General features: G+C 64.4%; 17 protein-coding genes and 1 pseudogene. 16 read left to right on the top strand and 2 right to left on the bottom strand.

The window, feature by feature from the left end; genetic code table 11:
* Nucleotides 1-19: 19 nt before the first annotated feature.
* The 12 genes and pseudogenes from ACNJX8_RS27280 to mmsB all read left to right on the top strand — a co-directional run bounded on the left by ACNJX8_RS27280 (nt 20) and on the right by mmsB (nt 14,081).
* Nucleotides 20-1,192, top strand: coding sequence for a fumarylacetoacetate hydrolase family protein (locus tag ACNJX8_RS27280; protein ID WP_128934860.1), 1,173 nt, complete (start codon nt 20-22; stop codon nt 1,190-1,192).
* Between the two features lie 549 nt (nt 1,193-1,741).
* Nucleotides 1,742-2,706: pseudogene (gene ytfQ, locus ACNJX8_RS27275) on the top strand (galactofuranose ABC transporter, galactofuranose-binding protein YtfQ).
* A gap of 123 nt (nt 2,707-2,829) precedes the next feature.
* Nucleotides 2,830-4,374: a sugar ABC transporter ATP-binding protein gene (locus ACNJX8_RS27270; protein WP_439357382.1), complete on the top strand. Its 1,545-nt coding sequence runs from the start codon at nt 2,830-2,832 to the stop codon at nt 4,372-4,374.
* A complete protein-coding gene (locus tag ACNJX8_RS27265; protein WP_439357381.1) occupies nt 4,371-5,363 on the top strand; it encodes an ABC transporter permease in 993 nt (330 codons plus the stop codon). The genes ACNJX8_RS27270 and ACNJX8_RS27265 overlap by 4 nt, the downstream gene beginning before the upstream one ends.
* The gene (gene yjfF / locus ACNJX8_RS27260) at nt 5,360-6,340 is read left to right on the top strand and encodes a galactofuranose ABC transporter, permease protein YjfF (protein WP_091892347.1); all 981 of its coding nucleotides are present in this window, start codon (nt 5,360-5,362) and stop codon (nt 6,338-6,340) included. The genes ACNJX8_RS27265 and yjfF overlap by 4 nt, the downstream gene beginning before the upstream one ends.
* Nucleotides 6,337-7,113, top strand: a complete 777-nt coding sequence (locus ACNJX8_RS27255; protein WP_091892349.1) for a FadR/GntR family transcriptional regulator — start codon at nt 6,337-6,339, stop codon at nt 7,111-7,113. Before yjfF ends, ACNJX8_RS27255 begins: the two co-directional genes overlap by 4 nt.
* Nucleotides 7,110-8,036: a Gfo/Idh/MocA family protein gene (locus ACNJX8_RS27250; RefSeq protein ID WP_439357380.1), complete on the top strand. Its 927-nt coding sequence runs from the start codon at nt 7,110-7,112 to the stop codon at nt 8,034-8,036. Before ACNJX8_RS27255 ends, ACNJX8_RS27250 begins: the two co-directional genes overlap by 4 nt.
* 2 nt (nt 8,037-8,038) lie before the next feature.
* Complete coding sequence (locus ACNJX8_RS27245; protein WP_439357379.1) at nt 8,039-9,115, top strand: aldose epimerase family protein; 1,077 nt, start codon at nt 8,039-8,041, stop codon at nt 9,113-9,115.
* A complete protein-coding gene (locus ACNJX8_RS27240; protein WP_439361987.1) occupies nt 9,115-9,993 on the top strand; it encodes an SMP-30/gluconolactonase/LRE family protein in 879 nt (292 codons plus the stop codon). Before ACNJX8_RS27245 ends, ACNJX8_RS27240 begins: the two co-directional genes overlap by 1 nt.
* 70 nt (nt 9,994-10,063) lie before the next feature.
* Nucleotides 10,064-11,134, top strand: coding sequence for a multiple monosaccharide ABC transporter substrate-binding protein (chvE, locus tag ACNJX8_RS27235; protein ID WP_128934853.1), 1,071 nt, complete (start codon nt 10,064-10,066; stop codon nt 11,132-11,134).
* 182 nt (nt 11,135-11,316) lie between these two features.
* Nucleotides 11,317-12,894 (top strand): multiple monosaccharide ABC transporter ATP-binding protein, encoded by a 1,578-nt coding sequence (gene mmsA, locus ACNJX8_RS27230; protein ID WP_439357378.1) that lies wholly within the window; start codon nt 11,317-11,319, stop codon nt 12,892-12,894.
* Nucleotides 12,891-14,081, top strand: coding sequence for a multiple monosaccharide ABC transporter permease (gene mmsB, locus ACNJX8_RS27225; protein WP_128947514.1), 1,191 nt, complete (start codon nt 12,891-12,893; stop codon nt 14,079-14,081). Before mmsA ends, mmsB begins: the two co-directional genes overlap by 4 nt.
* A gap of 110 nt (nt 14,082-14,191) precedes the next feature.
* On the opposite strand, the gene ACNJX8_RS27220 is transcribed toward mmsB, so the two are convergent.
* Together ACNJX8_RS27220 and ACNJX8_RS27215 are read right to left on the bottom strand one after the other, a co-directional pair.
* A complete protein-coding gene (locus ACNJX8_RS27220; RefSeq protein ID WP_091892363.1) occupies nt 14,192-14,617 on the bottom strand; it encodes a cupin domain-containing protein in 426 nt (141 codons plus the stop codon).
* A 135-nt stretch (nt 14,618-14,752) separates the two neighbouring features.
* Nucleotides 14,753-14,908, bottom strand: a complete 156-nt coding sequence (locus ACNJX8_RS27215) for a hypothetical protein (RefSeq protein WP_164934557.1) — start codon at nt 14,906-14,908, stop codon at nt 14,753-14,755.
* 171 nt (nt 14,909-15,079) lie between these two features.
* Here ACNJX8_RS27215 and ACNJX8_RS27210 point away from each other — a divergent pair, with 171 nt between their 5' ends.
* The 4 genes from ACNJX8_RS27210 (at nt 15,080) to ACNJX8_RS27195 (ending at nt 17,874) form a co-directional block, all read left to right on the top strand.
* The gene (locus ACNJX8_RS27210) at nt 15,080-15,658 is read left to right on the top strand and encodes a cytochrome c oxidase subunit 3 family protein (RefSeq protein ID WP_439357377.1); all 579 of its coding nucleotides are present in this window, start codon (nt 15,080-15,082) and stop codon (nt 15,656-15,658) included.
* Nucleotides 15,658-15,918: a cytochrome C oxidase subunit IV family protein gene (locus tag ACNJX8_RS27205; protein WP_249761755.1), complete on the top strand. Its 261-nt coding sequence runs from the start codon at nt 15,658-15,660 to the stop codon at nt 15,916-15,918. Before ACNJX8_RS27210 ends, ACNJX8_RS27205 begins: the two co-directional genes overlap by 1 nt.
* A 115-nt stretch (nt 15,919-16,033) precedes the next feature.
* Entirely contained in the window at nt 16,034-16,486 is a 453-nt protein-coding gene (locus tag ACNJX8_RS27200) for a c-type cytochrome (RefSeq protein ID WP_091892374.1), read from the top strand.
* Between the two features lie 41 nt (nt 16,487-16,527).
* Nucleotides 16,528-17,874, top strand: coding sequence for a cbb3-type cytochrome c oxidase subunit I (locus tag ACNJX8_RS27195; RefSeq protein ID WP_128947426.1), 1,347 nt, complete (start codon nt 16,528-16,530; stop codon nt 17,872-17,874).
* Nucleotides 17,875-17,928 lie beyond the last annotated feature (54 nt).

Below are 17,928 nucleotides of genomic sequence, written 5' to 3'. Positions count from 1 at the left end.
AAACAGCGAGGACGCGGCCATGACGACATTGACGGTTAAAGACCTTCTCCCCGAGGACGGCACGCAGGGAACGCTGGCCGGCCGCGTCTGGCTGCCGCAGGCGAATGGGCCCGCCGTCGTCGCCGTGCGGGGCGACGGCGTCTTCGACGTCACGGCGAAATTCCCCACCATCAGCGCGCTCTGCGAAGAGGACGATCCAGCCAAGGCGCTTAGCTCGACCAAGGGCGAGCGCATCGGCGATCTCGAAGCCATCGTCGCCAACACCGCGCCCGATGGGCGCGATCGTCAGAAGCCGTGGCTGCTTGCACCCGTCGATCTCCAGACGCTGAAGGCCGCCGGCGTCACCTTCGCGATCTCGATGCTGGAGCGCGTGATTGAGGAGCGCGCCAAGGGCAACCCTGCCTCGGCTGAAGCGATCCGCAAAGAAGTGACGCGGCTGATCGGCGACGATCTGTCGAAGCTCAAGCCCGGCTCGGACCAGGCGATGCATCTAAAGCAGGTGCTGATCGACCAGAACGCCTGGAGCCAGTATCTCGAGGTCGGCATCGGTCCCGATGCCGAGGTCTTCACCAAGGCGCCGACATTGTCGTCGGTCGGCACCGGCATGGATGCCGGCCTGCATCCGAAATCGACCTGGAACAACCCCGAGCCCGAGCTCGTGCTGTTCGTCTCGAGCCGCGGCAGGATCGTCGGCGGCGCGCTTGGCAACGACGTGAACCTGCGTGACTTCGAGGGCCGCTCGGCGCTGCTGCTGTCGAAGGCCAAGGACAATAACGCCTCTTGCGCGATCGGCCCGCTGCTACGCCTGTTCGACGACACGTTCTCGCTGGACGACGCGCGCAGGCTGGACATCAGCCTCAACGTGAAGGGCGCGGACGGATTCGTTCTCAACGGCCATTCCTCGATCAGCAAGATCAGCCGCGACCCGACCGATCTCGTCGCGCAGACCATCGGCAAGGTGCATCAATATCCAGATGGTTTCGTGCTGTTCCTCGGCACGATGTTCGCGCCCGTCGAGGACCGTGATGCGCCGGGGCAGGGGTTCACCCACAAGCGCGACGACATCGTCACGATCGCCGCGCCCCAGCTCGGCAAGCTCGTCAACCGCATGCGCACCAGCGACGAGTGCGAGCCGTGGACCTTCGGCATCGGCGCACTGATGAAGAATCTCGCGCAGCGGAAGCTGATCTAGCTCTTCGCCTCTCCCGCTTGCGGGGAGAGGCCGGATTTTGCGAAAGCAAATTCCGGGTGAGGTGGACTCTCCACGAGTCGATTAGGCCGACATGCGCACAGCTCTCGCCACATCGTCATTGCGAGCGCAGCGAAGCAATCCAGAGTCATTCCGCGGAGGGATTCTGGATTGCTTCGCTGCGCTCGCAATGACGGGGAGGAGAGGTTACGAGTCCGTCTCTCACTGTTTTCGCGGAGATCCCCCTCACCCCAACCCTCTCAGCGCGAGCGAAGCTCGTCGCGCCCCGTAAGAACGGGGCGAGGGAGCGCGCTGTCGCTGCCCACAATTTCTCCTTCATCTCCGCGTTGCATGTGTGGAACAAAATCGCGCTGTGCGTGTCATCTATGCGGCCAGCCGCTTCCGCCGCTCTTTCCACTAAATAGTCAAATAATATGACTATACGGAACCATTCTTCCGTGAAATAGTGCCTTCCGCCGCCTCGAAGGCCGGCCTGTGGGTGTCATGCTACCATCGGCGCCCCGGATAAAACCATCTTGGGAGACACGCCTGATGACCCTCAAAGCCCTTTTTGCTGCCAGCGCCACGGCCGCGTTGCTGCTCGCCCTCCCGGCGAATGCCGCCGAGCTCACCATCGGCTTCTCGCAGATCGGATCGGAATCCGGCTGGCGCGCGGCCGAGACCTCGGTCTCCAAGCAGGAAGCCACCAAGCGAAAGGTCAATCTCAAGATCGCTGACGCGCAGCAGAAGCAGGAGAACCAGATCAAGGCGATCCGCTCCTTCATCGCGCAGAATGTCGACGCGATCTTCCTTGCGCCTGTCGTCTCGACCGGTTGGGATTCGGTGCTGAGGGAAGCCAAGGAGGCCAAGATCCCGGTCGTGCTGCTCGACCGCGACATCGATCCCTCTGGCAAGGAGCTCTATCTCACCGCTGTCACCTCCGACAGCGTGCACGAAGGCGAGGTCGCCGGCGACTGGCTGGCCAAGACCGTCGGGGCTAAGGCCTGCAACATCGTCGAATTGCAGGGCACGGTCGGCGCGAGCGTCGCGGCCAACCGCAAGAAGGGTTTCGACACCGCCATCGCCAAGCATGCGAACCTGAAGGTGGTGCGCAGCCAGACGGGCGACTTCACCCGCGCCAAGGGCAAGGAGGTGATGGAGAGCTTCATCAAGGCCGAAGGCGGCGGCAAGTCGATCTGCGCGGTCTACGCCCACAACGATGACATGATGGTCGGTGCGATCCAGGCGATGAAGGAAGCCGGCCTCAAGCCCGGCAAGGAGATCCTCACCGTCTCCATCGATGCGGTCCCGATATCTTCAAGGCGATGGCCGCCGGCGAAGCCAATGCGACCGTCGAGCTGACGCCGAACATGGCCGGCCCGGCGCTCGATGCGATTGCGGCATTCAAGGGCAAGGGCACGGTTCCGCCGAAGTGGATCCAGACCGAGTCCAAGCTCTATACCGCTGCCGACGATCCGCAGAAGATCTACGACAGCAAGAAGGGCCTCGGTTACTGAGGCGGGCGCTGCGCCGGACCGCCATGTTTCGGTGGTCCGGCGATACCCCCTTCGAAATCGCTGTGCGAACGAATAGGCTGGGTGACCGCATCATCAGCGGGCACCGGCGGGAGTGACGTTGTCATGGAGAACAGCCCCGATCCTGCTCCGGCCCTTCTGGAGGTGCGCGGGATCAGCAAAAGCTTCGGTGCTGTGCGTGCGTTGCAGGAGGTCGACTTCACGCTGCGGGCCGGCGAGATCCATGCGCTGCTCGGTGAGAACGGCGCCGGCAAGTCCACGCTGATCAAGGCGGTCACCGGCGTGTTCCCGCGCGATGCCGGCATCGTCAGGATCAGTGGCGAAGCCATCGCGCCGCGCTCGGCCAAGGCCGCGCTTCAGGCCGGCATTGCCACCGTCTACCAGGAAGTCAATCTGCTGCCGAACCTCTCGGTGGCACAGAATCTGTTTCTCGACCGCCAGCCGATGCGTTTCGGCATTGTCCGCGAAGGCGAGATGCGTCGCCGCGCCAAGGCCTTGCTCGCGGACTTCGGCCTCGATATCGATGTCGCCGCGCCGCTCGGCAGCTATTCGGTTGCCGTGCAGCACGTCACCGCGATCGCGCGGGCCGTCGATCTCTCCGCACGCGTGCTGATCCTGGACGAGCCGACCGCGAGCCTCGACCGCCACGAGGTCGAGATTCTCTTCGGCATCATGCGCCAGCTCGCAAAGCGTGGCATCGGCATCGTCTTCGTCAGCCACTTCTTGGACCAAGTCTACGAGATCTCCGACCGCATCACGGTCTTGCGCAACGGCCGCCTGGTCGGGGAGCGCGAGACGGCTTCGCTGCCGCGGCTGGAATTGATCCGGATGATGCTCGGTCGCGAGCTGGCCGAGACCACCAGCGCGCGGGCTTCTGCCACCGAACACAAGGCGCGCGAGATCTGCGCGAGCTTCGAGGGTTACGGCAAGGCCGGTTATGTCGCGCCGTTCAATCTCGAGCTGCGCCATGGCGAGGTCGTTGGTCTGGCCGGCCTGCTCGGCTCGGGCCGGACCGAGACGGCGCGGCTGGTGTTCGGCGCCGAACGCGCCGATCGCGGGCAGGCGAGGGTGGAGGGCACCCCCGTGCGGCTCCAGTCGCCGCGCGACGGCGTCCGCCACGGTTTTGGCTATTGCCCGGAGGAGCGCAAGACTGACGGCATCGTCGCCGAGCTCAGCGTGCGTGAGAACATCGTGCTCGCGCTCCAGGCCAAGCGCGGGCTGCATCGCCCGCTGTCGCGCCGCGAGCAGGACGAGATCGCGCGCCGTTACGTCAAGATGCTCGACATCCGCCCGGCAGATCCCGAACGTCCGGTCGGCCTGTTGTCCGGCGGCAATCAGCAGAAAGTGCTGCTGGCGCGCTGGCTCGCGACATCGCCGCGCCTGCTGGTGTTGGACGAGCCGACCCGCGGCATCGATGTCGGCGCGCATGCCGAGATCATCCGTCTGATCCGCGAGCTCTGCGACGACGGCCTCGCACTGCTCGTGATCTCCTCCGAGCTGGATGAGATCGTGACCTATTCCGATCGCGTCGTGGTGTTGCGCGACCGTGCCCATGTCGAGGAGCTCGCAGGCGAGGCGATCGACGTCGGCAACATTCTTGCGGCCATCGCCGCGGACGGCGCCAGCGTTGCGCATGAGGGCCGGGCATGACAGCGCTGTTGCCGCGCCGCGGCCTTGCCCAGATCCTTGCGCTGGTCGTCATCCTGGCGGTCGATCGCGTGGTGTCGCCGCAATTCTTCGACCTGCGTCTCCAGGACGGCCGGCTGTTTGGCAGCCTGATCGACGTGCTCAACCGTGGCACGCCGGTGGCGCTGCTTTCGCTCGGCATGGTGCTGGTAATCGCCACGCGCGGCATCGACCTGTCGGTCGGCGCCGTCATGGCGATCTCGGGCGCGATCGCGGCGAGCCTCGCCGACAGCCACGGTCTGCCGATCGTGCTGGGGGCTGCGCTCGGTGCCGGACTCGTCTGTGGGCTCTGGAACGGCTTCCTCGTTGCGGTGCTCGGCATGCAGCCGATTGTGGCGACGCTGATCCTGATGGTGGCCGGACGCGGCATCGCCCAGCTGATCACCGAGGGGCGCATCGTGACCTTCTCTTCGTCGGATCTGGTCTGGCTCGGCAATGGCGCCATTCTCGGCCTGCCCGTGCCGGTCGCGATTGCCTTGGGCATGCTGATCCTCACCGGCGCGGTGGTGCGCGGCTCGGCGCTGGGGCTGCTGATCGAGGCGACCGGCGGCAATGCGCGCGCAAGCGAGCTCGCCGGCGTCGGCACGCGGGCCATGATCTTGTCGGTCTATGTCTGGTGCGGCGTCTGCGCGGCGCTCGCCGGCGTGATCGCAGCCGCCGACATCATGGGCGCGGATGCCAACAATGCCGGCCTCTGGCTCGAGCTCGACGCCATTCTTGCGGTGGTGATCGGCGGCACCTCGCTGTTCGGCGGCCGCTTCAGCCTGTTGCTCGCCGTGCTCGGCGCGCTGATCATCCAGACCATGAATACCGGGATCCTCTTGTCCGGCTATCCGCCGGAGTTCAATTTGCTGGTCAAGGCGGTGGTGGTGCTCGCGGTGCTGTTGCTGCAATCGCCGAAATTCGCCGGCATTGCCGGAATCGCCGCGCGGGTGCGGAGGTCCAAAGCATGAAAGGCCTGCCGCCCGTCCTCATCACGGCCATCGTGCTCGTCGCCGGCTTTGCGCTCTGCGCGATGCAATTCCCCAACATTGCCTCGACCCGCGTGGTCGGCAATCTCCTCACCGACAACGCTTTCCTCGGCATCGTCGCGATCGGCATGACCTTCGTCATCATCTCCGGCGGCATCGATCTCTCGGTCGGCTCGGTGATCGGTTTCACCACTGTGTTCGTGGCGCTGGCCATCGAGCGCTGGGGCGTGCCGCCACTGGTCGCTTTCGCCGCCATCCTGGTGCTCTCGGCTGGGTTCGGGGCTACAATGGGCGCCGTGATCCATGTCTTCGACCTGCCGCCCTTCATCGTCACGCTCGCCGGCATGTTCTTGGCACGCGGTGCGAGCTTCCTGCTCTCGACGGAATCGGTGCCGATCACCGCGCCGGTCTACTCCACCGTGTCGGACTTCGCGCTGCGGATGCCCGGCGGCGGACGGCTGACGGCGATCGCGATCATCATGCTGGTGATCGTGATCGGCGGCGCCCTGCTGCTGCATCTCACCCGGTTCGGCGCCAATGTCTATGCGCTCGGCGGCAGCCGGGCGACCGCGAGCCTGATGGGCGTTGCAGTCGGCAAGATGACGGTGAAGATCTACATGCTGTCGAGCCTGCTGGCGGGCATCGCCGGCATTGTCTTCTCCTTCTACACCAGTGCGGGCTATTCGCTCTCCGCGGTCGGCGTCGAGCTCGACACCATCGCGGCCGTCGTGATCGGCGGCACGCTGCTCACTGGCGGACAGGGATCGGTGATCGGCACCTTCCTCGGCGTGCTAATTCAGGGCCTGATCCAGACCTACATCAATTTCGATGGCACGCTGTCGAGCTGGTGGACTAAGATCGCGACCGGCGTGCTGCTGTTCGCCTTCATCGCCTTGCAGCAGGGGCTGGTCGCGCTTGCACGACGGCCGGTGAGGAAGAGTGCAGGAGCAATCTCATGACCTCGCGCATCGTCGTCATCCCGACGCGACGGGCCCACTCCAACCATGCGGAGGTGGCCCGCTCGATCGGTGTCGACATCATCGCCGGCCGCTATGCGGAGGGGACGCGGCTGCCCGGTGATGCCGAGATGATCGCGATGTTCGGCGTGTCGCGGCCGGTGCTCAGGGAGAGTGTGAAGACCCTGGTTGCCAAGGGGCTGCTCACCACCAAGGCGCGGGTCGGTACCGTCGTACGCGAGCGCGGCGCCTGGAACATGTTCGACGCCGACGTGCTGGCCTGGCATCTGGACGCCGGCATCGACAAGCGTTTCCTCAACGACCTCGCTGAGATCCGTCTGGCCGTCGAGCCGCGCGCCGCCGCTCTCGCAGCTATGCACCGGTCCGACGAGGACGTCGCTGAGCTCCGTCGCTGCATGGATCGCATGCGGCTTGAAGCGTCCGACTCCGTCGGCTTTGCCGATGCCGACCTCGCGCTCCATGTTGGGGTGGCGCGTGCCTCCGGCAATCTGTTCATGCGCTCGATCGGGCATGTCATCGAGGCTGCGCTCCGCGCCTCGTTCCTGCTGAGCGCCCCGGTCGAGTCGGAGGACCGCGACACCGTGCTGCTCTGGCATCAGAAGATCGTCGATGCCATTGCGGCGGGCGATGTCGACGCCGCGTCGGAGGCGATGGTCTACGTCATTCACAACGGCATGCGCCGCCACGAGGACGCGGTGATCGAAACCGCGCCGGCCGAGCCGCTGTCATCTGCGAAATCCGGAGAGAGATCGTGACTGAACTTCGTATCGCCATCGTCGGCTTCGGCAAGATCGCGCGCGACCAGCACCTCAGTGCGATCGCGGCGACACCGGGTGCGACGCTCGTGGCTGTCGCTAGTCGCAACGCCTCGCTGCCAGGGCTGCCGCATTTCGCCACCATCGAGGAGTTGCTGGAGAAGGGGCCGCCGATCGACGCGGTGTCGCTCTGCACGCCGCCGCAGGTGCGCCGTGCCCAGGCGGCCGCGGCGCTCGCCGCCGGCAAGCATGTCATGCTGGAGAAGCCGCCCGGCACCGGCGTTGCCGAGCTCGATCCGCTGATCGCGATGGCGGCGGGTGCGAAGCGGACGCTGTTTGCGACCTGGCATTCGCGCTACGCGCCGGCGGTCGAGCCGGCGCGGCAATGGCTCGCCGAACGCCGCATCACCTCCGTGCACATCAGCTGGAAGGAAGACGTCCGTGTCTGGCATCCCGGGCAAGGCTGGATCTGGGAACCGGGCGGGCTTGGCGTGTTCGATCCCGGCATCAACGCGCTGTCGATCCTGACCAAAATCCTGCCGCAGGCGGTGTTCGTCACGGCGGCCGAGCTGGCTTTTCCCGCCAACTGCCAGGCGCCGATCGCCGCGAAGCTGACGCTGACGGACATCGGCGGCCTGCCTGTCACCGCCGAGTTCGATTTCCGCCAGACCGGACCGCAGAGCTGGGATATCCTCGTGGAAACCGATCAGGGCCAGCTGACTCTGTCCGGTGGCGGCAGGCGCATGGCGATCGACGGCAAGACCGTTGCCGAGGCGCCCGATGAGGAATATCGGGAGCTCTACCGGCGCTTCGTCGATCTCGCTGCGACCTGCGCGAGCGACGTCGATCTGGCGCCATTGCGTCTCGTCGCCGATGCTTTCCTGCTCGGCAAGCGGACGATCGTCGAAGCATTTGTGGACTGACAATGGCTGGCTCGAAAATAACAAGAGACGTTTTCGGAACGCTGCCGGACGGCCGCGCGGTCGAACGCATCGTACTGCGCGGAGCGGGCAAGTTCGAAGCGCGGATCATCACCCATGGCGCGGTGATCCAGGCGCTGATCGCGCCGGACGCGAAGGGCGGCTACGACGATGTCATGCTCGGCCACGATGCGTTCGCGGGCTATCTCGCCGAGCGAAAGTTCTTCGGCGCCACCGTCGGCCGTTATGCCAACCGCATCGCCAAGGGACAGTTTTCGCTCGACGGCGAGACGGTGCAGCTTCCCGTCAACAACGGTCCGAATGCGCTGCACGGCGGCCTCGATGGCTTCGATCGGAAACTCTGGGAGATTGCGGAGATCGACGAGGGCGCCGAGCCCGCCGTGATGCTCACCTATGTCAGCCCGCATGGCGAAGAAAATTATCCCGGCCGGCTCGATGTGCGTCTGACCTATCGCATCACGGGGCCGACTGAGCTGTCGCTCACCATGGAAGCCCGCACGGACCGGCCGACGATCGTCAACCTCACCAACCACAGCTTCTTCAATCTAGAAGGTGCGACGTCGGGTACCCCCATCCTTGATCATAGACTGACGGTCGCCGCCGAGCATTTTCTCGCGATCGATCCCACCGCCATTCCGCTGCCGGAGCCGCCGCGTCACGTTGCCGGCACGCCGTTCGACTTCCGCGAAGCACGGCCCGTCGGTGCGCGCATCCGCGAGAGCGATCAGCAATTGCAGAGCGGCAGGGGCTACGATCACACCTACTGCCTCGCGCGTGATGGCAAGCTTGCTTTCGCGGCCCGGCTGGAGGCCCCGCGCTCGGGGCGCATCATGGAGCTGTTCACCGATCAGCCCGGACTTCAGGTCTATTCCGGCAATTATCTCGATGGCACGATCTCCGGGAAGGGCGGCAAGCTCATCCGGCAGTCGGATGCGATGTGCCTGGAACCCCACATCTGGCCCGACGCGCCGAACCGGCCGGATTTCCCGAGCCCGCGGCTCTCACCCGGTGAGGTCTATCGCCATCACACGGTCTATCGCTTTTCGGTGAGGACGACATGATGGAAGAGGTACCGACGTCTGTGCTCTCGGACCATCCTTGCCATCTCGGCGAGGGACCGACCTATGATGCGACCACCGACACCGCCTGGTGGTTCGACATCCGCGAAGGGCTGCTATTCGAGGCGCAGCTCAGCGGCGGTGAGGTCCGCATCCATGCGCTCGGCCGGATGGCGAGCGCGCTCGGACGCATCGATGCCGAGCGTCAGTTGATCGTCGCTGAGGATGGGCTTTACATCCGCAAGCTTGGCGATGGCGCGATGAAGCTGTTCTGTCCGCTCGAAGCCGACAATCCCGCCACGCGTTCCAACGACGCCCGCGTGCATCAATCCGGCACGTTCTGGATCGGCACCATGGGACGCAAGGCGGAAGCAGGGGCGGGCGCGATCTACGCGTTTCATCGCGGCAAGATCTCGCTGCTGTTCCCCCGCATCAGCATTCCCAACTCGATCTGCTTCTCGCCGGACGGTGCGATCGGCTATTTCGCCGATAGTGCGCGCGCCGTGCTCTACACGGTGCCGCTCAATCCGGCGACGGGCCTGCCGCGCGGCGAGCCGGAGGTGCTGCTGCGCCACACCGGCATCGGCGGCCCCGACGGCTCGGTGTGCGACGCCGAGGGGCAGATCTGGAATGCCTGTTGGGGCGCGGGCCGTATCGATGTCTACTCTCCGCAGGGCGAGCGCCTGCGCTCCTTGAGCGTTCCTGCGAAGCAGGCGAGCTGCCCGGCTTTCGTTGGCCCCGATCTGTCCCGTCTCCTCGTCACCTCCGCCTGGCAGGACATGGACGCGGCTGCGCGCGCCGCCGATCCGCAAGCAGGCCAGACCTTTCTGTTGGATGCATCCGCGCGCGGTCGTGCGGAGCCCGACGTCAAGCTCGCATAGGAGATCGAAGCAGCCCACCCACGTTCTCGACGACACGAAGAAACAGTCTGACACCCAAAGGGAGTGAAATATGCTGAAACTGAAGACGACGTTCCTCGCACTGGCGCTGGCCGGCGCCGCCACGATGGCCACAGGCGTGACCGCCTCCGCCCAGAAGGCGACAGTCGGCATCGCCATGCCGACCAAATCCTCGGCGCGCTGGATCGACGACGGCAACAACATGGTCAAGGTGCTGAAGGAGCGCGGCTACAACACCGACCTGCAATATGCCGAGGACGACATTCCGAACCAGCTCTCGCAGGTCGAGAACATGGTGACCAAGGGTGCGAAGGCGCTGGTGATCGCGGCGATCGACGGCACCACGCTGTCCGACGTGCTCAAGCAGGCCAAGGCCAAGGGCATCACCGTGATCGCCTATGACCGCCTGATCCGCGGCACGCCGAGCGTCGACTACTACGCGACGTTCGACAATTTCCAGGTCGGCGTGCTCCAGGCGCAGTCGATCGAGCAGGGGCTCGGCCTTAAGGAAGGCAAGGGGCCCTTCAACATCGAGCTGTTTGGCGGCTCGCCCGACGACAACAACGCCTACTTCTTCTACAACGGCGCGATGAGCGTGCTGAAGCCCTACATCGACAGCGGCAAGCTCGTCGTCGTCTCCGGCCAGATGGGCATGGACAAGGTGGCGACGCTGCGCTGGGACGGCGCCACCGCGCAGGCCCGCATGGACAACCTGCTCAGCGCCTATTACGGCAACAAGAAGATCAATGCCGTGCTGTCGCCCTATGACGGCATCTCGATCGGCATCATCTCCTCGCTGAAGGGCGTCGGCTACGGCAGCGCCGATCAGCCGATGCCGATCATCTCCGGCCAGGACGCCGAGGTGCCCTCGATCAAGGCGATGCTGCGCGGCGACCAGTATTCGACCATCTTCAAGGACACCCGCGACCTCGCCAAGGTCACGGCCGACATGGTCGACGCGGCGCTCGCCGGCAAGCAGGTCACCGTCAACGACACCAAGACCTACGAGAACGGCGTCAAGACGGTGCCGTCCTATCTGCTCAAGCCGGTGGTGGTCTACAAGGACAATTGGGAGAAGGTGCTGGTCGACAGCGGCTACTACAAGAAGTCGCAGTTCCAGTAAGAACTCTTTCTTCCTCCTCTCCCCGCGTGCGGGGAGAGGGTTAGGGTGAGGGGGCTCTCCACGGGTGCGGTGAGAGTTGCCCTCGCGGAGACTCCCCCTCACCCGGAATTCAAGCTGCGCTCGAATTCCGGCCTCTCCCCGCACGCGGGGAGAGGCGAAGTAACGCAAGGGACACCAAAGCCATGACCGCCATGCTGGAGATGCGCAACGTCAGCAAGAGCTTTGCCGGTGTGCAGGCGCTGCGCGACGTCAATTTCTCGGTTCACGCCGGACAGATCCACGCGCTCGTGGGCGAGAACGGCGCCGGCAAGTCGACGCTGATGAAAGTGCTGAGCGGGGTCTATCCGCATGGCAGCTACGAGGGCACCATCGTCTTCGAAGGCGAGGAGCGGCGCTTCCGCGACATCAACGATTCCGAGGCGCTCGGCATCATCATCATCCATCAGGAGCTGGCGCTGATCCCGCTGATGTCGATCGCCGAGAACATCTTCCTATCGCATCCGCCGTCGAAGTTAGGGGTGATCGATCGCGACGAGGTCTACCGGCGCACGCGGGAACTGCTCGCGCAAGTCGGCCTGAGAGAATCGCCGGATACGCTGATCACCGATCTCGGCGTCGGCAAGCAGCAGCTGGTCGAGATCGCCAAGGCGCTCTCCAAGCGGGTGCGGATGCTGATCCTGGACGAGCCGACCGCGAGCCTCAATGAGGCCGACAGCGCCGCGCTGCTCGAACGCCTCATGGCGTTCCGCGAGCAGGGTATCGGCTCAATCCTGATCTCGCATAAGCTGAACGAGGTCGCCAAGGTCGCCGACCACATCACCGTGCTGCGCGACGGCCGCACGGTCGACAGTATCGATTGCCATGCCGAGGCGATCCAGGAGGACCGCATCATCCGCAGCATGGTCAATCGCGATCTTGCTCACCGCTTCCCGGAGCGCAGCGCGAAGATCGGCGAACCCGTGCTCACCGTCGAGAACTGGTCGGTCTATCACCCCATTCATCCCGAACGGCAGGTGATCAAGAACGTCAATTTCAGTGTCAAGCGAGGCGAGGTCGTGGGCATCGCCGGCCTGATGGGGGCCGGCCGCACTGAATTCGCCATGAGCCTGTTCGGCCGCTCCTGGGGCACCACCATCAGCGGCAGCCTCCGGCTCGAGGGCAGGGGGATGATGCTGCCGAGCGTCGCGGCCGCGATCGATGCCGGCCTTGCCTATGTCACCGAGGATCGCAAGCAGCTCGGCCTCATTCTCGCCGACGACGTCCGCAAGAACATCACGCTGGCGAGCCTCGACCAGGTCGCGCCCGGCCGTGTCATCGACGACATCGCCGAGCTGAAGGTCGCCAGCGACTACCGCAACCGGATGCGGATCCGCTGCTCCGACGTCTACCAGGAGACTGGACAGCTCTCCGGCGGCAACCAGCAGAAGGTCGTGCTGTCGAAATGGCTGATGACCGATCCGAAGGTGCTGATCCTGGACGAGCCGACGCGGGGCATCGACGTCGGTGCCAAGTACGAGATTTACTGTATCATCAACGAGCTGGCGGAAGCCGGCCGCGGCGTCGTGGTGATCTCCTCGGAAATGCCAGAGTTGCTCGGCATCTGCGACCGCATCTGCGTCATGAATGACGGCGCCTTTGTCGGGGAGTTCAGGGGATCCGAGGCGACGCAGGAAAAGATCATGCGCGCCATCATGCGCAACGAAAGAAAAATTGGGAACGCCGCGCCCGCGGCCGTCGAGATGGGAGGAACGCAGCCATGACCGACAAGACGGTGTCGCTGCCCGAGGAGCGCCGGCACGGCAGCTTCATCAAGAACAATTTGCGCAATTATGGCATGCTGATGTCGCTGGTCGCGATCATGCTGTTCTTCCAGGTCGTCACTGGCGGCACGCTGCTGCAGCCACTCAACCTGACCAATCTGGTGCTGCAGAACAGCTACATCGTCGTCATGGCGCTGGGCATGCTGCTGGTGATCGTCACCGGTCATATCGACCTTTCGGTCGGTTCGGTCGCGGGCTTCATCGGCGCGGTGGCCGCCGTGCTCATGGTGACCTACAAGATCGACTACACACTCGCGTTCATCGCCTGCCTCCTGGTCGGCGGTGCCATCGGCGCCGCGCAGGGCTATTGGGTGGCCTATTTCAAGATCCCGTCCTTCATCGTCACCTTGGCGGGCATGCTGGTGTTCAAGGGCCTCGCGCTCGCGGTGTTGCAGGGTCAGTCGCTCGGGCCGTTTCCGGCGACCTTCCAGAAATTGTCGTCCGGGTTCATTCCTGAACTGTTGCCCGAGGCCGGCACGCTGCATCCGACCTCCATGCTGATCGGTGCCGTGCTCGCGCTCGGACTGGTCTATGCCAGCGCCAAGGGCCGTTCGCGCGAGCAATTGCACGGCATCGAGGTCGAGCCTTATGCGTTCTTCCTGGGCAAGAGCGTTCTCTTGGCCTGCGCCGTGCTCTATTTCACCTATCTGATCGCCTCGCATCGCGGCCTGCCGAACGTGCTGGTCATCATGACGGCGTTGATCGCGCTCTACGGCTTCGTCACCCGGCGCACCGTGATCGGCCGGCAGATCTATGCCGTCGGCGGCAACGCCAAGGCGGCAAGCCTATCGGGCATCAAGACTGAGCGGCTGACCTTCCTCACCTTCGTCAACATGGGCGTGCTCGCCGCGCTCGCCGGCCTCGTCTTCGCCGCGCGCCTCAACACTGCGACCCCGAAGGCCGGTCTCGGCTTCGAGCTCGACGTCATCGCCGCCTGCTTCATCGGCGGCGCTTCGGCCTATGGCGGGGTGGGGCGCGTCGGCGGTGCCGTGGTCGGCGCCATGATCATGGGCGTGATGAACAACGGCATGTCGATCCTCGGCATCGGTATCGACTACCAGCAGGTCATCAAGGGCCTGGTGCTGCTCGGGGCGGTCTGCATCGACGTGTATAATCAGCGGCGATAGTTTCGCTGATTTCGTAGGGTGGGCAGAAGCGCTCTTGCGCGGTGCCCACCCTTTTCAACGATTATGGCGAGCGCGGCCACCTGACTCGACCGCTCGCGCTGCACTCATCCTCAGGATTGCATCACCGGAACCAGCCCGTAGCGCAGCATCGTTTCCTTCATTTTGGCCGGATCAGGCTTGCCGGCCAATAGCAGGGCCGCCATTTCCTTGAAGTATTGCGGGCCGAGTACGCCGGGGCTGAGGATGCACAGGCAGGTCGCCGGTCGGGGCGAACGGTTGATGAAACCGTGCACGACGCCGCGCTTGATGAAGAGGCTTTCGCCCGGCGCCACGTCGATGTCCTTTGCGTCGATCCGCCAGGTCGAGATGCCGCTGAGTCCATAGATCGTTTCGTCCCAGCCATCGTGATAATGGGGAATCGGCATGCGCGCGTTCGGCTGCAGCGTCATCTCGAACAGATCGAGGCCGCCGGCGGTGTCATCCTTGCTCTGTAGGAACGTCAGCTGCAGCGCGCCAAGGTTGATGATCTCAGGCATGGCGAACTCATCCAGTCGTGTGGAGCGCAATATTAGCGCACGACGCAAGGAAGCCAAGACGGGGGAATCGGACCCCAGCTGCAGCAGGCGCCCCTTGCTGTGCAGTGCCGCAACGGCGCGCTGAGGCGCCTGCCGCTACTGCGTCGTGAACAGCAGCGCCGCGATCGCGACGGAGAGGCTTATCGCTGACACGGTCGCCACGGTCGACAGCACGCCCATTCGCCGGAGCGCGATGGCAAACGCGATGATAATGGGGGTCGCGGTCATCAGGCCGATTTGTGCATCGCTCATCTGGTCGCTTGCCGTCTTGTGGAACCGCCGGGTTGATCCACCCTATGGCGGAAGGGCCGCCAGGATGTTGCGGTAGCGCAAACACCCTATGGCCTGCCGCTTCTTTGTCCGGCGTCAAAGTCGGAACAGCGCCGTCGAGGTAGTGGCTGGACGTCTTGGTTTGGAAATCAGATGTCGGCGACGGATTGCGAGCAACAAGAAACTGGCTGGGGAATCCTCGAAGATCTCCCCGGCGATCCCATGATCTGGGTACTGATCTTCAGCGAGCTTGCCGCCTTCGGCCTGTTCCTCGGCGCCTTCATTGTCGCTCGTGCGATTCATCCCGCGATCTTCGCGGCCGGCGAGACCACCCTCGATGCGCATCTCGCCGGGATCAACACCGTCGTTCTGGTGACCAGCGGATGGGCCGCGGCGCGCGGCACGGCCGCCGCCCGTGCGGGCCGCAGGCCGGCCGCGCGCGGTTGGCTCTTCGGCGCCATGGCGCTTGGCGCTCTCTTCATCGCGGTCAAGCTGTTCGAATATGCCGGCGAGATCGGTCAGGGAAACGGTCTGGAGACCAGCCCGTTCTTCACCCTCTACTTTCTCCTCACCGGCTTTCATCTCCTGCATGTCGGCCTCGGCATCGTGATCCTGGCCGTAGTTTCCCGGAGTGCCGAAGCCTCGGGGGTCGAGACGGGAACCGCCTTTTGGCACATGGTCGATCTGCTGTGGATCGTCATGTTCCCGATCATCTATCTGGTGCAGCAGTGATTCCGGATCGTCTCGACATCACCTGGATCGCGCTGATCGGTCTCGCGCTCGCGACCATTCTGGTCCCATCATTTGTGGCGCATCCGCTGCTCGGAAATGCCCTGCTGCTGGCGTTCGCGGCCGTCAAGGGCCGCCGTATCGTGCTCGATTTCCTCGATCTTCGGGCCGCGCCGGCGCTCTGGCGCGGCCTCGTGAGCGCCTGGGTCCTCGCCGTGGTGCTGTTCGCCTGGCTCGCATCCGCTGTCGTCACCCTGATCTGACGCGGCGCCTCGCGGATCGTCGCGCTGCTTGCGCTTCGTCAAAGAGTGATCCGCGTCGTTCGGCAATAAATCACCGCATCGCTTCTTCGCAGGAATCAAACGGAAAGGATTGGCAATGGCTGAACGCCTGACCAAGTCGGCCGCTCGAAACGTCTTCTACGGCGGCTCGGCCTTTTTCTTCGCCATCTTCATAGGGCTGACGGCGCACAGCCATTACTACATGGCCACGACCTCGACGGATGCGACGACACTGACGTCGTCGGTCGCCCGCGGCAAGCATGTCTGGGAGAAGAACTCCTGCATCAACTGCCACACCCTGCTCGGCGAGGGCGCCTATTTCGCTCCCGAAGTCGGCAACGTCTGGGATCGCTGGGGTGGCAACGAGGACCCGGCGGGTGCGCGCGAGACGCTGAAGGCCTGGATGCAGGCGCAGCCTTCGGGCGCGCCGGGTCGGCGGCAGATGCCGCAGTTCAACCTCACCGACCAGGAGCTCAACGATCTCGCCGACTTCCTGCAATGGACCTCTACGATCAAGCGCCAGGAATGGCCGCCGAACAAGGCCGGCTGAGCGTATCGCCTCGTGAATCCCTAAAACACAGAGAGCCTGAGATGAAATATCAGACCCAGAAAGTCGCGATGCTGTATTTCTACGGCGCGCTGACTCTGTTCCTCGCGCAGGTCCTGTTCGGCCTCCTCGCGGGGACGATCTACGTCCTGCCCAACACGCTGTCGACACTCCTGCCGTTCAACATCGTCAGGATGATCCACACCAACGCGCTGATCGTGTGGTCGTTGATCGGCTTCATGGGCGCGACCTACTTCCTGCTTCCGGAAGAGACCGAGACCGAGCTCTACAGCCCGCTGCTGGCAAAAATCCAGTTCTGGATGTTTTTTGGCGCCGCAGGTGTGGCCGTGGTCGGCTATCTCTTCCACTACCACGAGGGCCGCGAGTTCCTCGAGCAGCCCTTCATCATCAAGGTCGGCATCGTCGTCGTCTGTCTGATGTTCCTGTTCAACGTGACGATGACGGCGCTCAAGGGCCGCAAGACCACGGTCACGAATATCCTCTTGTTCGGCCTGTGGGGCGTTGCGATCTTCTTCCTGTTCGCCTTCTACAATCCAATCAATCTGGCGGTCGACAAGATGTACTGGTGGTACGTCGTCCATCTCTGGGTCGAAGGCGTCTGGGAGCTGATCATGGCCTCCGTGCTGGCCTATCTGATGATCAAGCTCAACGGCATCGACCGCGAGGTGGTCGAGAAGTGGCTCTACGTCATCATTGGGCTGGCGCTTTTCTCCGGCATCCTCGGCACCGGCCACCACTTCTACTGGATCGGCGCGCCCGGCTATTGGCAGTGGATCGGCTCGCTGTTCTCTACGCTGGAGGTCGCCCCCTTCTTCACCATGGTGATCTTCACGGTGCAGATGACCTGGAAGGCCGGTCGCAAGCATCCGAACCGCGCAGCTCTGCTGTGGTCGGTCGGCTGCTCGGTGATGGCGTTCCTCGGAGCCGGCGTCTGGGGCTTCCTGCACACGCTGTCCTCGGTGAACTACTACACGCATGGCACGCAGGTCACCGCCGCACACGGCCATCTCGCCTTCTTCGGTGCCTATGTGATGCTGAACCTGTCGGTAATGGCCTACGCCATCCCGCAGATCAGGGGACGTGCGCCCTACAACCAGTGGCTCTCCATGGCGAGCTTCTGGATCATGTGCACCGCTATGATGGTGATGACCTTCGCGCTGACTTTTGCCGGCGTGGTCCAGGTCCATCTCCAGCGCGTGCTCGGCCAGGGCTACATGGACGTGCAGGACCAGCTCGCGATGTTCTACTGGGTCCGGCTCGGCTCCGGCGTATTCGTGGCGATCTCCGCGCTGATGTTCGTTTGGGCCGTGCTGGTGCCGGGCCGCGCCAGGCAACCGGTCATCCCCGGCGCGCTGCAGCCGGCCGAGTAAATGCAAATGGCGGCCGCGGTTCGCCGCGGCCGCCTGCTTCCTGGAAAGTCCGGA

It is taken from the genome of Bradyrhizobium sp. SPXBL-04 (assembly GCF_051853035.1).
Classification (GTDB): domain Bacteria; phylum Pseudomonadota; class Alphaproteobacteria; order Rhizobiales; family Xanthobacteraceae; genus Bradyrhizobium; species Bradyrhizobium zhanjiangense.
Note: the sequence above shows the minus strand (reverse complement) of the source record. Positions and strands in the feature narration are given on the sequence as shown.

What these genes read in the sequence shown, in the direction of transcription:
- ACNJX8_RS27280 (WP_128934860.1), top strand. Translation starts at nt 20, where the DNA reads ATGACGACATTGACGGTTAAAGACCTTCTCCCCGAGGACGGCACGCAG.
- ACNJX8_RS27270 (WP_439357382.1), top strand. Translation starts at nt 2,830, where the DNA reads ATGGAGAACAGCCCCGATCCTGCTCCGGCCCTTCTGGAGGTGCGCGGG.
- ACNJX8_RS27265 (WP_439357381.1), top strand. Translation starts at nt 4,371, where the DNA reads ATGACAGCGCTGTTGCCGCGCCGCGGCCTTGCCCAGATCCTTGCGCTG.
- yjfF (WP_091892347.1), top strand. Translation starts at nt 5,360, where the DNA reads ATGAAAGGCCTGCCGCCCGTCCTCATCACGGCCATCGTGCTCGTCGCC.
- ACNJX8_RS27255 (WP_091892349.1), top strand. Translation starts at nt 6,337, where the DNA reads ATGACCTCGCGCATCGTCGTCATCCCGACGCGACGGGCCCACTCCAAC.
- ACNJX8_RS27245 (WP_439357379.1), top strand. Translation starts at nt 8,039, where the DNA reads ATGGCTGGCTCGAAAATAACAAGAGACGTTTTCGGAACGCTGCCGGAC.
- ACNJX8_RS27240 (WP_439361987.1), top strand. Translation starts at nt 9,115, where the DNA reads ATGGAAGAGGTACCGACGTCTGTGCTCTCGGACCATCCTTGCCATCTC.
- chvE (WP_128934853.1), top strand. Translation starts at nt 10,064, where the DNA reads ATGCTGAAACTGAAGACGACGTTCCTCGCACTGGCGCTGGCCGGCGCC.
- mmsA (WP_439357378.1), top strand. Translation starts at nt 11,317, where the DNA reads ATGACCGCCATGCTGGAGATGCGCAACGTCAGCAAGAGCTTTGCCGGT.
- mmsB (WP_128947514.1), top strand. Translation starts at nt 12,891, where the DNA reads ATGACCGACAAGACGGTGTCGCTGCCCGAGGAGCGCCGGCACGGCAGC.
- ACNJX8_RS27220 (WP_091892363.1), bottom strand. Translation starts at nt 14,617, where the DNA reads ATGCCTGAGATCATCAACCTTGGCGCGCTGCAGCTGACGTTCCTACAG.
- ACNJX8_RS27215 (WP_164934557.1), bottom strand. Translation starts at nt 14,908, where the DNA reads ATGAGCGATGCACAAATCGGCCTGATGACCGCGACCCCCATTATCATC.
- ACNJX8_RS27210 (WP_439357377.1), top strand. Translation starts at nt 15,080, where the DNA reads ATGTCGGCGACGGATTGCGAGCAACAAGAAACTGGCTGGGGAATCCTC.
- ACNJX8_RS27200 (WP_091892374.1), top strand. Translation starts at nt 16,034, where the DNA reads ATGGCTGAACGCCTGACCAAGTCGGCCGCTCGAAACGTCTTCTACGGC.
- ACNJX8_RS27195 (WP_128947426.1), top strand. Translation starts at nt 16,528, where the DNA reads ATGAAATATCAGACCCAGAAAGTCGCGATGCTGTATTTCTACGGCGCG.